This window comes from Noviluteimonas gilva (assembly GCF_009740395.1).
Classification (GTDB): domain Bacteria; phylum Pseudomonadota; class Gammaproteobacteria; order Xanthomonadales; family Xanthomonadaceae; genus Noviluteimonas; species Noviluteimonas gilva.
In genome coordinates this window covers 153,876-167,300 of the sequence record NZ_WOXT01000004.1, presented here as the reverse complement: position 1 = coordinate 167,300, position 13,425 = coordinate 153,876, and the positions used below count along the sequence as shown (strand labels likewise).

Genomic DNA, 13,425 nt, shown 5'->3' with positions numbered 1-13,425 from the left:
TCATGACCGAAGTTCCCTACGCCGACCTCGCGGCCGAACACCAGACGCCGCCGGCCCGCAACCGGCTCGGCAAGGCGAGCGTGTACGCGATCTTCGTCGGCTGGACCCTGTTCGCCGTCTTCATCTACAGCCGCTTCAGCCAGCTCGGCGACGCGCGCGCCTACCTGACCGGTGGCTACGACGATGAAGCCTCGGCGCGCACCTACTTCGTGACCCAGGTCGCCACGACCGTCGTCGGGCTGGTCCGGGTCGACGTGCTGGCCCACCTGGTGTTCTCGCTGTTCGCCGCCAGCGGCGTGGCCTACCTGGTGGGGCAGGCGCGGTTGCATGGGCCGTATCGCTGGCCGCTGCTCGCGATCCTGTTGATCCCGAGCTTCGGCGTGTGGGCCTCGGTGGTCGGGCGCGAATCGCTGTACATCGGATTGCTCGGCTACTTCATGGGCGCGGCGGTCGGGTATTACCGAAAACCGTCGTGGGGCAAATGGTGGTTCGCGGTGTTGTGCGTCGCCGGACTGATGTTCATCCGCGCGCCCTTCGGCGGCGCGATGGGCTTGTTCTTCCTGATGGCGTGGATGGTGCAACGCGGCCCGCGCGTCGGATTGAGCCTGGGCGTGCAGGCCTTCCTGATGGCGTTGATCGCGGGGATCGTGGTGATCGCGGCGTGGCCGCAGATCAACGACTACATCGCCAACGAAGTGCTGCCCAAGGCGCGGCTGTATTTCACGATCGACTCGGGCACCACGCGCCTGTGGATCAACATCGACACCACGACCGGTTACCTGACCAGCCTGTGGTGGACCTTGCCGTTGGCGATCGTCGGGCCGACGCCCGCCGAGGTGTATGCACGCCCGGTGATGCTGCCCTTCCTCATCTCCGGCCTGACCGTGTTCTTCCTGCTGCTCTATGCGATCCAGCAGGCGTTCCGTTGCCCCGATCCGATCGGCCGCAAGATCCTCGTGCTCGCGTGGCTGCCGGCGGTGCTCCTCACGCTCATCGCGTACGTGCCCTTCGGCATGTACAACCCGGGCTCGGGCATCCGCTACGCCTCGTGCTTCCTGCTGTTCCTGGTTTTCCCTTGGATGTTGCGTTCGGTGGTGTCTTCGCGGGCGACGGAAGTCGCGGCGCAGAAGCCCTACGTGCCGTATCTGCATCACCATCGTCTGGCGGAGTCCACCCGATGAAGTTCGTCTTCTATGCCAACACGGATTGGTATCTCTACAATTTCCGACTGTCCACCGCGCTGCGCCTGAAAGCGGAAGGGCACGACGTCGTCATGCTCTCGCCGCCGGGCGAATTCGGCGAGCGGTTCTCGGCGCACGAGTTGCGTTGGATCCAATTGACGATGGATCGCGCGAGTCTCAACCCGTTCCGCGAAGCGCAGACGATCAGCGCGCTCACGCGCATCCTGCGCGCCGAACGCCCCGACCTGCTGCACAACTTCACCGTGAAGTGCGCGATCTACGGCGCACTCGCCGCGCGCGCCGCACGTGTGCCCGCGGTGGTCAACGCGGTCGCGGGCATGGGCTATGTGTTCGCGAGCGACGCGATGCTCGCGCGCACCCTGCGCCCGATGGTGAAGCTGCTGATGCGCGGCACGCTCGGCGGCAAGCAATCGCGCCTGATCCTGCAGAACCCCGACGATGCCGACGCCTTCGTGCGCGCGCGCCTGGTGCCGCAACAACACATTCGCGTGATCCGCAGTTCGGGCGTCAACCTCGAACGTTTCCTCCCGGTCGAAGCCATCAGCGGTCCGCGCCCGCTGCGCGTGCTGATGGCGGCGCGATTGCTGTGGGAGAAGGGCATCGGCGAGTTCATCGAAGCCGCGCGCATGCTGCGCGCGCAGGGACGCAACATCGAGTTCGTGATCGCCGGTTCGCCCGATCCGGGCAACCCGCGTTCGGCCAGCCGCGAACAGGCCGAAGGCTGGGTGGCCGAAGGCCTCGTCGATTGGCGCGGCCACGTCGACGACATGCCGACGCTGATGCGTTCGATGGATGTCATCGCCTTGCCGAGCTATTACCGCGAAGGCGTGCCCAAGAGCCTGATCGAAGCCGCGGCGTGCGGCCTGGCCGTGGTCACGACGAACCTCCCCGGTTGCCGCGAAGTGGTGAGCGAGGACGGCGTCGACGGCCTGCATGTCGAACCGCGTTGCGCGCGTTCGCTGGCCGAGCGTTTGGCGATGCTCGACGATGATCGCGTCCTCGTGCGTCGCCTCGGCGACGAAGCGCGACGCAAGGCGATGGAACACTTCGACGAGCAGATGGTCATCCGCCGCACGATCGAGGTGTACGACGAATTGTTGCCCTCGCGCGGCGTTCCCAATCGGGCGGCCGCCTGACGCATGCGGTTCTTCAGCGAAATCGTCGTCGCACTGACATTCCCGCTCGCCCTGACGCTCGTGCTGCTCGCGTTGGCGGGCCTGGTGTATGCGCTGCTGAAGTGGAGGCGCGTGGCGTTCGCGCTGGCGGTCGTCGCGATCGGCTGGTCGGCGTTCTGGTCGCTGCCGCGCAATGCCGAATGGTTGCGCGAGTCCCTGGAAGATCGCTACGCCGTCGAATCCCCGAACGTGTTGCCGAATGCCGATGCGATCGTCGTGCTCGGCGGTGGCGGATATACGTGGATCAGCCGGCCGGGCATCACGCTCGATGATCTGAAATACAGTCGCCTCGCGCAGGGCGCGCGGCTGTACATCGCCGGTCGCGCGCCGCGCGTGATCCTTTCCGGCGGCGGCGAAGGCGATCGCACCGAGGCACGCAACATGGCGCGCGGGATGCGCAAGTTCGGCGTGCCCGAGAACGCGCTGTTGCTGGAGGAACGCAGCACAGATACGACCACCAACGCGCGCTATTCGGCGCAGATCGCCCGCGCGAACGGTATCCGGTCGGTGCTCCTGGTGACCTCGGCCATCCACATGCCGCGCGCGAGCGTACTGTTCCGCGGGGCAGGGCTCCAGGTGATCGAAGTGCCGGTCCCCGAGCCGCGGTCCGTCCGGGGCGACAGCTGGGCCGACCGATGGGTTCCGAGCGGCCGTGCCCTGTGGCGGAGCGGCCGTGCGTTGAAAGAGTACGCAGGGCTCATGGCGGCGTGTTTCGAGAGAAAAACCGCGTGAACCCGGCAGGGCGGGCAAGGCTCATCGTTTTCACGCGACGCGCATAACCCTGTCCGTAGGCTGCCGCCGACAACCTGAATTCGGCTCGCCCGGGCATCCGCCGGGGCGTCCTGGGGTATTCGAAAACACCGGCGCGCGGGCGCGCGCTTCCCAGCTAGGAGGGCTCCACCTTGAACACCCAACTGACGCGCATCGCAACGCTCGCGATCGCACTGGCACTGACCGGCTGCATCCCGGGCCAGAAGATGTCGGCGAAGGGGCCATCGACCATCGTCGACAGCGGCCAGGAACTCACGGTGACGCCGATTACGGCCGACCTGGTCGCCGCCAAGCGACAGCCGGTGACCTTGCCCGCCGAACTCACCGCGTTCCAGCCGACCTCGTACGAAGTCGCGCCGGGCGACACGCTGATCATCACCGTGTGGGACCACCCGGAACTCACCACGCCGGCCGGCTCGCAGCAGCAGGCGATCACCAACGGCCGCCAGGTGCAGTCCGACGGCACGTTGTTCTATCCCTACGCCGGCAAGTTCAAGGTCGGTGGGCTGACGGTCGAGCAGGTGCGCCACACGCTCGAAACGCGCCTGGCGCGTTACCTCAAGGATCCGCAGGTCGACGTCAACGTCGTCGGCTTCGGTGGCCGCGTGTCGCTGCAGGGCGCCTTCACCAACACCGCGCCGCAGGACACGACGACCGTGCCGCAGACGCTGGCGCAGGTGATCGGCCGCGCGGGCGTCGACGTGCAGAACGCCGACCTGTCCGGCCTGATCCTCACGCGCGATGGCCGCAACTACAACATCGATCTCGACGCGGTCAATCGCGACGGCGCGGCGCAGGACATCTACCTCAAGCCCGGCGATCGCGTGTTCCTGCCGTACAACGATCGCAAGGAAGTCTACGTGGTGGGTGAAGCGCGCGATCCGCAGGCGATCCCGTTCAAGACGACCGACCTGTCGCTGACGCAGGCGCTCGGCCGCGCCGGCGGCCTGAATCCGGAGACCTCGCGCGGCAGCGCGGTGTACGTGATTCGCGGCATGGACGACAAGGGCAATCCGGCGGCGGTGTTCAACCTCGACGCCACTTCGCCGGCTGCATTCGCCGTCGCCTCGCGCTTTTCGTTGAAGGCCGGCGACGTGGTGTGGATCGGCCCGGCCGGTATCACCCGCTGGAACCGTTACGTTACTCAGTTGCTGCCGTTCTCCGGTTTGATCCGCAACGCGGCTTCGGCCGGGAGCGACTTGTAAGGGACAACGTGGGGAAGAAACGCTGTTTTACAGCAGGCAGACCAATGCTCGCGCGGCGTAAGGGACGGCGCCGCGCGAGCCCCCGGGCAAGGACGCCCGGACGGGATTCAGACAGGGACGCGCGCCAAGGATGGCGTCGCAAGGCCGGGGACCGCCCCGGCCTTTTTTTATGCCCGGCATTCGATGCGCGCGTTTTGCCGAGGGCTTGTCGCACGTCGTGGGACTGCAGCGGCTACAGTGCGTCATCGTCCACGCACGTGCAGTCGCAATGGCCAAAGTCGCCGCCGGCAAGAAATCCAATCGCTCCGCCTATGTCTGCAACGAATGCGGCGCCGACTACGGCAAGTGGCAGGGCCAATGCGATGCCTGCGGTGCCTGGAATTCGCTGAGCGAAGTCGTGCTCGAAGCCGCATCGTCGGCCGCGCCGGCGGCGCGACGCGGCGGTTGGGCCGGCAAGATCGACGCACCGCAGGTCACCGCGCTGCGCGAAATCCGCCACAGCGAGGAAGCGCGCGTGCCGACCGGCATCGGCGAGTTCGATCGTGTGCTCGGCGGCGGTTTGGTCGAAGGTGCGGTCGTGCTGGTCGGTGGCGATCCGGGCATCGGTAAATCGACGTTGCTGTTGCAGGCGCTCGCGCAGATGGGCTCGACGTTGCCGGGCCTGTATGTCACGGGCGAGGAATCGCTCGCACAAGTGGCCGGGCGCGCGGTGCGCCTCGGGTTGCCCATCGATCATCTGCATGCGCTCGCCGAAACCGGCGTGGAGCGCATCCTCGAACAAGCCGTCGCGATGCGCCCGAAGGTGATCGTCGCCGACTCGGTGCAGACGCTGTGGACCGAATCGCTGAGCGCGGCGCCCGGTTCGGTCGGCCAGGTGCGCGAGAGCGCAGCGCGTTTGGTGCGTTACGCGAAGGAAACGGGCACGGCGGTGTTCCTCGTCGGCCACGTCACCAAGGAAGGCGGCATCGCCGGTCCGCGCGTGCTCGAACACATGGTCGACGCGGTGTTGTACTTCGAAGGCGAGAGTGGCAGCCGCTTCCGCGTGCTGCGTGCGTTCAAGAATCGCTTCGGCGCGGTCAACGAGCTGGGCGTGTTCGCGATGGGCGAAAAAGGCCTGCGCGAAGTGCCCAATCCTTCCGCGATCTTCCTGTCGGGCGGCAGCACCGCGCAGCCGGGCAGCGCGGTGATGGTCACGCGCGAAGGCACGCGGCCGTTGCTGGTCGAAGTGCAGGCGCTCGTCGATGCATCGCCGTTGTCCAATCCGCGTCGTGTGGCGGTGGGCCTGGAACAGAATCGCCTGGCGATGTTGCTCGCCGTGCTGCATCGCCACGGCGGCGTGGGCGTCGGCGACCAGGACGTGTTCGTCAACGTCGTCGGCGGTATTCGCCTGCAGGAAACCGCGGCGGACCTGCCGGTCCTGCTCGCGGTGTTGTCCTCGTTGCGCGACCGGCCGTTGGCGGAGAAGACCGTCGCCTTCGGCGAAGTCGGTCTCTCCGGCGAAATCCGACCGGTTCCCAACGGCGAAGAACGTTTGAAGGAAGCCGCGACGCACGGTTTCAAGCGCGCGATCGTGCCGAAGGGCAATGCGCCGAAGGCGGGCGCCTACAAGGGGCTGGAAGTCATCGCGGTCGAACGCCTGTCGGATGCGTTGTCCGCGGCGAGTTGAGGCGCTGCGCGTTCAAGCGCTGCGGGCTCAGTGCCCGCCGGCGGCTTCGGGCCCGGCCTTCGCCTGGAACGGCGGCTTGGCGATCCACACGAACGCGATCACGATCAGGAACACGATCCCGAGCAGGTGGAAGATCTCGTTGAAGCCGATCTGCGCGGCCTGGCTGGAGATCATGCGTTCGAGCACCGCCGCACCGCGTTGCAGGTCGCCGTTGCCGAGGCGCGTAGCAGCGTCGATCGTCGCCGGGTCGTAGGCCGACAGTTTTTCGGTGATGTGCGCGTGGTGCACCGCGCCGCGTTCGGTCCACGCATACGTCGTCAGTGACGCGGCGAAGGAACCGCCCAGCGTTCGCATGAACGTCGCCAGCCCCGAGCCCGCCGCGATCTCGTGCGGCTGCAGGTCCGACAACAGGATCTGCAGCACCGGCATGAAGAACAGCGCCACGCCGAAGCCCTGTAGCAACTGGATCATCGCGATGTGGTTGAAGTCGACGTCCAGGTTGAACCCGGCGCGCGCGAAACTCGTCAGCGACAGCGCGATGAACGCGAACGTCGCCAGCATGCGCAAATCGAACTTGTGCGCGTACTTGCCCACGAAGGGCGTCAGGATCACCGGCAGGATGCCGATCGGCGCCGTCGCGAAACCCGCCCAGATCGCCGTGTATCCGAGGTTGCGCTGCAACCACAGCGGCACGAGGATGCTGGCGCTGAAGAACGACGCATACGCCAGCACCAGGGCCGCGGTGCCCGCACTGAAGTTGCGGTGGCGGAACAGGCGCAGGTTGACGATCGGGTCCTTGTCCGTCATCTCCCAGATGACGAACACCGCGAGCGAGATCGTCGAGAGGATCGCGAGGGCGACGATCAGGTTCGAACGGAACCAGTTTTCATCGTTGCCGAGGTCGAGCAGGATCTGCAGCGCGCCCACGCCGAGCACGAGCGTGATCAGCCCGACGTAATCCATCTTCGGCTTTTCGAGGCGCTCGGGGCGTCCCTTCAACTGTCGGCCGACCACGAACGAGCAGAACAGCCCGATCGGCACGTTGATGAAGAAGATCCATTCCCACGAATAGTTGTCGGTGATCCAGCCGCCGAGGATCGGGCCCGCGATGGGCGCCACGACGGTCACCATCGCCAGCAAGGCGATCGCCTGTCCCCGTTTGTGCGGTGGATAGATCGAGATCAGCAGCGCCTGCGTGATCGGATACATCGGGCCCGCGACGAAACCCTGCAGCGCGCGCGCGGCCACCAGCAAGCCCATGCTGTTGGCAAGGCCGCACAGGAACGAGGCGACGACGAACAACGCCGTCGCCCACACGAACAATTTGCGCTCGCCGAAATGCCGCGTCAGCCAGCCGGTGAGCGGCAACGCGATCGCATTGCTCACCGCGAAGGACGTGATCACCCACGTCGCCTGGTTCGCGCTGCCGCCGAGGTTGCCGGAGATCGTCGGCAACGAGACGTTGGCGATCGTCAGGTCGAGCACCTGCATGAACGATGCGAGCGCGAGCCCGATCGTCGTCAGCGCCATGTTCGGCGGGCGGAAGCCCGCTTGCGGCAGCGGCGCCGCGTTTGCGGTCGTTGCGGACATGGACGTGCGCTTAGCCGCGACGGCCCAGGTTCGCCTGCACGATCTTGGTGATGCGCGCGTCGGCCTCGGCGAGTTGCTTGGCGTAAGCGTCGGTCGTCAGCAACGGCTTGGCGGGCGGCGCCTGCGCGAGCAGGGCGCCGTCGCGATCGCGGATCGTGACGTCGGCGTGCATCGACAGGCCCAGGCGCAGCGGATATTCCTTGAGCTGCGCGGTGTCGACCGAGATGCGCACCGGCACGCGCTGCACGATCTTGATCCAGTTGCCGCTCGCGTTCTGCGCCGGCAGCAGCGCGAACGCGCTGCCCGTGCCCAGGCCCAGGCTCACCAGATGGCCGTCGAAGCGCACCTTCTTGCCGTACAGATCCGAATGCAGTTCCACCGGCTGGCCGATGCGCATGTCGGCGAGCTGCGTTTCCTTGAAGTTCGCCTCCACCCACACCTGTTCCAGCGGCACGACGGTCATCAGCGTGACGCCGGGCTGCACGCGCGTGCCGAGCTGCGCCGTGCGCTTGGCGACATAGCCGGAGACCGGCGCGACGATCGCCATGCGCTGCAGGTTGAGATAGGCCTGGCGCAACTGCGCGGCGGCGGCGGCGACCTGCGGCTGCGTCTGCACCGTGGTGGCGTCGACGAGCGCGCGATTGCGCGAGAGGTTTTCGTTGGAGCCGGCCAGCGCGGCTTCGGCCGAAGCGAGTTCGTCGCGCGCATGCGCGAGTTCCTCGGAGGAGACCGCACCGGTGGCGACCAGGCCCGAGCGGCGCGCGACGTCTTCGCGCGCCTTCTGCACGGCGACGCGACGCGCGGCGATGTCGGCCTGGTTCGCTTCGACCGTGCTGTACAGGCCGCGCGCCTGGCGCACGGCGTTGGCGAGGTTGGCTTCGGCCTGTTGATACGCGACCTGCGCATCGTTCGGGTCGAGCTGCACGAGCACTTGGCCGGCGGTCACTTTCATGCCGTCGTCGGCGGAGATGCTGACGACCGTGCCCTGGGCCTGCGGCGTGATCGAGACGACGTTGCCGAGCACGTACGCATCGTCGGTGTCTTCGTGCCAGCGCGCGACGAGGAAGTACCAGGCGATCCACGCGATGGCCGCGATCACGACGACGGCCGCGAGGATCATCAGCGCGCGCTTGCGCTTGTTGACCGGCGCGCCTGCAGGCGCGGGGGCGTTGGGATTGATTTGCTGGGTCATGGGGGCGCGGTGAAAAAAGTGGGGTCGGGGGAGAGAAATCAGTGCTTGGCGGCTTGGGCGTTCGCGACGTCGAGCGCGACCGGATGCGCGATCTGCAATCCGCCGCCGAGCGCGCCCTGCAGGTCGACCGTCGCCTGCAGGCGTTGCGCACGCAGCGCGTCGATCTGCTGGTCGAACTGCAACAGCGGACGTTGCGCGGCGAGCACGTCGAGCTGCGTGCCCAGGCCCGCCTTGTAACGCTGCGTGGCGACCGAGTACGCGGACTGCGCGGCATCGCGCGCCTGCGCGAGCGTGGTCAGCTGTGTGTCGAGCGCGCGTGCGGTTTGCACCGCATCGGCGACCTGGCGCACCGCACCGACCAGCGTCTGGTCGTAGTCGGCGACGGCGAGGTCGTATTCGGCATCGGTCTTCGCGAGGTTGCTGCGCAGTCGGCCGCCGTCGAAGATCGGCAGGCTCAGCGCAGGACCGCCGTTGACCAGCGCGGCATCGCTCGAAAACAAATCGGACACATGGCCCGAGGCCAGGCCGGCGAGCACGTTGAGATTGACGGTCGGATAGAACGCGGCCTTCGCGACATGGATGCCTTCACCCGCGGCTTCGACGCGCCAACGCGCGGCGACGACGTCGGGGCGATGGCCGAGCAACTCACTCGGCAACACGTCGGGCACGCCGGGCGTCGGGGCCGTCAGCAGCGCGGGTTGGGTGATCGCGCGACCGCGATCGGGACCTTTGCCCAACAGCGCCGCGAGTGCGTTGCGCGCGAGGTCGGCCTGTTGCTGCGCGGCCTGCGCCTGTTGCTTTGCGGCGCCGACGGTGGCTTCGGCATTACGCAGCTGCAGGTTGTTGTCGAGGCCGGCCTTGACGCGCTGCTGCGACAAGGATGCGAGGTTCGACGCACGCGCGGCTTCCGCATTCGCGGTATCGGCGGCGTCATGCGCGAGCGCGAGTGCGATGTACGTGCGCGCGATGTTCGATGCGAGCATCAGGCGCGCGGCTTGCGCGTCCACTTCGGCGGCGCGCGCCTGGTCGAGTGCGCCGCGCCATTTCGCCGCGTGCGCGCCCCACAGGTCGATGCTCCACTTGAAGTTGAGGCCGAGCAGGTAAATGTTCTGGTATTCGCCGCCCAGGCCTTCGGGCGCGATGCTTTCGGGGACGAGCAGCCCGATGTACTGCGCGCTCGCGCCGAGCGTCGGCTTGCGGTCGGCATCGGCGAGGCCCGCCTGCGCGGCGGCCTGGCGCACGCGCGCATCGGCGGCGGCGAGCGACGGCGTGCCGGCGAGCGCTTCGTCGATCAATGCGTTCAATTGCGGATCGCCATAAGCGGTCCACCAATCCTGCGCGGGGAACCTGGCGTCGGACGTCGCGGCGAAGGATTGCTTCGTCGCGAGCGTCGCGTTCGCATCGCGCGGCTGGGATTCGGGCGCAAGGCCGTGCGTGCTCGCGCAACCGGCGACGAACAGCGTCGTCGCGACGGCGAGGGGAAGGAGGATCTGGCGCATGTCAGTCCTGCGCCGCGAGGTTGTCGCGGACCTGGCAAAGGAGTCGGAGGAGTTGTTCGCGTTCGGGGTCGCTGAGGTTGGCCATCGCGCGGTCGTGCACGCGTTGCGCGGAGGGCGCGATGTCTTCCCACATCGCGCGGCCGACGTCGGTCAGCATGATTTGCAGCGCGCGGCGGTCGCCGGGAACGGCTTCGCGGGCGAGCAGGCCGCGTTCCTCGAGCTTGTCGAGCAAGCGCGTCATCGCGCCCGGATGCAGGTAGGCCGCGCGGGCAAGTTCGGTCACCCCGGCGGGGCCGAAGGACAGCATCTTGAGCGTGATGAACTGGCTGAAGTTCAGGTCGTGGCCGTTGGCCGCGAGCTCGGCTTCCATCCGGGCCCACATGGCGTCTCGCACCTGGCGGAAGAGCAGGCCCAGGTTGGAGCCGTTGCAGGGAGGGGTCGTGGTCATGCGGGACATGATGGGTGCCACTGCAATAGTTGTCAATGCAACTATTGTGAAGGCAGCCTTCCCATGTTCAACCGCCGGTTAGACGCGCTTGAGCACCATCTCCAGCACGAACTGGCTGCCGAAGAAGGCCAGCATCAACAGGACCATCGCCACCAGGGTCCACCGGACCGCCTTCGCCCCGCGCCATCCCCAGCGCCAGCGGCCGAGCAGCAGCACGCCGAAGGCCAGCCACGACAACACGCTCAGCACCGTCTTGTGCACCAGGTGCTGGGCGAACAGGTTTTCGACGAACAACACGCCCGTCAGCAGCGTCGCCGTCAGCAATCCGAAGCCGACCGCGATCGTGCGAAACAGCAGCGATTCCAGCTGCGTCAGCGGCGGCATCGCGCGCAGCCAGCCGTGGAATTCGCGGCGACGCAGCGCGCGTTCCTGCGCCCACAACAACACGGCGATGAGGGCGGCGATGCCGAGCGTCGCGTAGGCGAGCAGCGCGCACCACGCATGCAACTGCAAGCGCCAGTCCAGCGGCGTGGCGGTGACGTGCCCGCGCGCGGCGTAGGCGATGCCGACGAGCGCCGCGATGGGAAACACGATCACGCCCAGCGCCGCCATGCGTCCGCTTGCGCCGAACGCGGTCGTCAGCACGCCCATGCCCAGGCCGACGAGCGAGAGCGCGGAGAAGAAGTGCAGGTCGAGCGCGCCGGCGCCGTGCCAGGTCGTCGCATGCAGGGCCGCGTGCAGGCCCAGTGCGATCAACGCCGGCGGCAACCACGCTTGTCCGCGGACATCGCGCGAAACATCGCGGGCCAGCAACCCGGCGGCGAGCAGGTAGGACAGGGCAGTGATGAATGCGAGCGTCATGCCGGAAGTGTGCCACGGCGCAGGGGCTATACTGCGCGGCCAGATTTTCGCCGCATTCCCGAAGCCCCCACCATGTTCGAATCCCTGACCCAGCGTCTCTCCGGCACCATCGAGCGCCTGCGCGGCCGCGGCCGGCTCACCGAGGAGAACATCCGCGAGTCGCTGCGCGAAGTGCGCATCGCGCTGCTCGAAGCGGACGTCGCGTTGCCGGTTGTGCAGGCGCTGGTCGAGCGCATCAAGGTGCGTGCCGTCGGCCAGGAAGTGCTGAAGTCGCTGACGCCGGGCCAGGCGCTGATCAAGATCGTGCGCGACGAACTCACGACCGTGATGGGCGCGGCCGCCGCCGATCTGAACCTCAACGTGCCCGCGCCCGCCGTCATCCTGATGGCCGGCCTGCAGGGCGCCGGCAAGACGACTACGGTCGCCAAGCTCGCCAAGCACCTCAAGGAACGCCGCAAGAAGAAGGTGATGGTGGTGTCGGCCGACGTGTATCGCCCGGCCGCGATCGAACAGTTGAAGACGCTCGCGCAGCAGGTCGACGTGCTGTGGTTCCCGTCCGATCCTTCGCAGAAGCCCGAAGCGATCGTGCGCGCGGCGATCGACGATGCGCGCAAGTCCTTCGCCGACGTGCTGATCGTCGACACCGCCGGCCGCACGAGCATCGACGAAGCGATGATGCGCGAGATCCAGGCGCTGCATGCCGCGGTCTCGCCGGTCGAAACGCTGTTCGTGGTCGACTCGATGACCGGCCAGGACGCCGCGGTCACCGCCAAGCATTTCGGCGAAGCATTGCCGCTCACGGGCGTGGTGCTCACCAAGACCGACGGCGACGCGCGCGGTGGCGCCGCGCTTTCGGTGCGTTACATCACCGGCAAGCCGATCAAGTTCATCGGCACGGGCGAGAAGCCCGACGGTCTGGATGTCTTCCATCCCGACCGCATCGCCAGCCGCATCCTCGACATGGGCGACGTGCTGTCGCTGGTCGAACAGGTCGAGCAGCAGGTCGACAAGGACAAGGCGGCCAAGCTGGCGGAGAAGGTCGCCAAGGGCAAGCGCTTCAACCTCGAGGACATGCGCGACCAGCTCGAGCAAATGCAGAACATGGGCGGCCTGCACGGCCTCATGGACAAGCTGCCGGGCATGGGCCAGGTCCCCGAGCACCTGAAGAACCAGGTCACGGGCAAGGAAGTGCCGCGCATGATGGCGATCATCGGCTCGATGACGCCCAAGGAACGTCGCAACCCGCACCTGCTCAACGGCTCGCGCCGCGCCCGCATCGCGCGGGGCTCGGGCACCTCGCCGGCCGACGTGAACAAGCTGCTCAAGCAGTTCCAGCAGATGGAAAAGATGATGGGCAAGCTGGCCGGCGGCGGCATGAAGGGCCTCATGCGCGGGATGAAGGGCATGATGGGCGGCCGGGGCGGGATGCCGTTCCGCTGAACGCAGGGGGTTCCCCCGCGCCGGATCAATGGCTTAGAATTGCCGGCTTACCTCGGCACGTCCGCCGACTGGGCAACACAGGAACTTAAGCACCATGGTCAAGATTCGCCTTACCCGCGGCGGCGCGAAGAAGCGCCCCTTCTACCACATCATCGTCACCGACAGCCGCAGCGCGCGCGACGGCCGCAACATCGAGCGCCTGGGTTACTACAACCCGATCGCCGCTGGCGCCGAGAAGGCTGTCGAGCTGAACACCGAACGCCTGAATTACTGGGTGGGCCAGGGCGCGCAGATGAGCGACAAGGTCGCCAACCTCGCCAAGCAGGCCGCCAAGGCCGCACCGGCCGCCTGAGTTTCGCAGTCGCGCCACGATGCG

The 13,425-nt window shown here is 67.3% G+C and carries 12 protein-coding genes; 7 read left to right on the top strand and 5 right to left on the bottom strand.

Annotated elements, in window-relative coordinates; translation table 11 throughout:
- Positions 1-2 precede the first annotated feature (2 nt).
- The 5 genes from GN331_RS13065 (at position 3) to radA (ending at position 6,019) form a co-directional block, all read left to right on the top strand.
- Positions 3-1,181, top strand: a complete 1,179-nt coding sequence (locus GN331_RS13065) for a hypothetical protein (RefSeq protein WP_156642685.1) — start codon at positions 3-5, stop codon at positions 1,179-1,181.
- Entirely contained in the window at positions 1,178-2,338 is a 1,161-nt protein-coding gene (locus GN331_RS13060; RefSeq protein WP_156642684.1) for a glycosyltransferase family 4 protein, read from the top strand. The genes GN331_RS13065 and GN331_RS13060 overlap by 4 nt, the downstream gene beginning before the upstream one ends.
- A 3-nt stretch (positions 2,339-2,341) precedes the next feature.
- Entirely contained in the window at positions 2,342-3,109 is a 768-nt protein-coding gene (locus GN331_RS13055; RefSeq protein ID WP_156642683.1) for a YdcF family protein, read from the top strand.
- 170 nt (positions 3,110-3,279) lie between these two features.
- Complete coding sequence (locus GN331_RS13050; protein ID WP_231734494.1) at positions 3,280-4,353, top strand: polysaccharide biosynthesis/export family protein; 1,074 nt, start codon at positions 3,280-3,282, stop codon at positions 4,351-4,353.
- Between the two features lie 268 nt (positions 4,354-4,621).
- Positions 4,622-6,019 carry a DNA repair protein RadA gene (gene radA, locus GN331_RS13045; RefSeq protein ID WP_156642682.1) on the top strand — a complete coding sequence of 466 codons (1,398 nt, stop codon included), beginning with the start codon at positions 4,622-4,624 and terminating at the stop codon, positions 6,017-6,019.
- 27 nt (positions 6,020-6,046) lie between these two features.
- On the opposite strand, the gene GN331_RS13040 is transcribed toward radA, so the two are convergent.
- The 5 genes from GN331_RS13040 to GN331_RS13020 all read right to left on the bottom strand — a co-directional run bounded on the left by GN331_RS13040 (position 6,047) and on the right by GN331_RS13020 (position 11,609).
- Positions 6,047-7,609, bottom strand: coding sequence for a DHA2 family efflux MFS transporter permease subunit (locus GN331_RS13040; protein WP_156642681.1), 1,563 nt, complete (start codon positions 7,607-7,609; stop codon positions 6,047-6,049).
- A 10-nt stretch (positions 7,610-7,619) separates the two neighbouring features.
- Positions 7,620-8,801, bottom strand: a complete 1,182-nt coding sequence (locus tag GN331_RS13035; RefSeq protein ID WP_156642680.1) for an HlyD/EmrA/EmrK family protein — start codon at positions 8,799-8,801, stop codon at positions 7,620-7,622.
- Positions 8,802-8,839: 38 nt separating this feature from the next.
- Complete coding sequence (locus tag GN331_RS13030) at positions 8,840-10,300, bottom strand: efflux transporter outer membrane subunit (protein ID WP_156642679.1); 1,461 nt, start codon at positions 10,298-10,300, stop codon at positions 8,840-8,842.
- A gap of 1 nt (position 10,301) precedes the next feature.
- Positions 10,302-10,748: a MarR family winged helix-turn-helix transcriptional regulator gene (locus tag GN331_RS13025; protein ID WP_156642678.1), complete on the bottom strand. Its 447-nt coding sequence runs from the start codon at positions 10,746-10,748 to the stop codon at positions 10,302-10,304.
- 78 nt (positions 10,749-10,826) lie between these two features.
- The gene (locus tag GN331_RS13020; protein ID WP_197427121.1) at positions 10,827-11,609 is read right to left on the bottom strand and encodes a cytochrome C assembly family protein; all 783 of its coding nucleotides are present in this window, start codon (positions 11,607-11,609) and stop codon (positions 10,827-10,829) included.
- A gap of 72 nt (positions 11,610-11,681) precedes the next feature.
- Between GN331_RS13020 and ffh the strand changes: the two genes are divergently transcribed.
- Both ffh and rpsP read left to right on the top strand, forming a co-directional pair.
- Positions 11,682-13,049: a signal recognition particle protein gene (gene ffh / locus GN331_RS13015; protein WP_156642677.1), complete on the top strand. Its 1,368-nt coding sequence runs from the start codon at positions 11,682-11,684 to the stop codon at positions 13,047-13,049.
- A 94-nt stretch (positions 13,050-13,143) separates the two neighbouring features.
- On the top strand, positions 13,144-13,401 hold the full coding sequence (rpsP, locus tag GN331_RS13010; protein ID WP_156642676.1) for a 30S ribosomal protein S16: 258 nt from the start codon (positions 13,144-13,146) through the stop codon (positions 13,399-13,401).
- Positions 13,402-13,425: the final 24 nt, after the last annotated feature.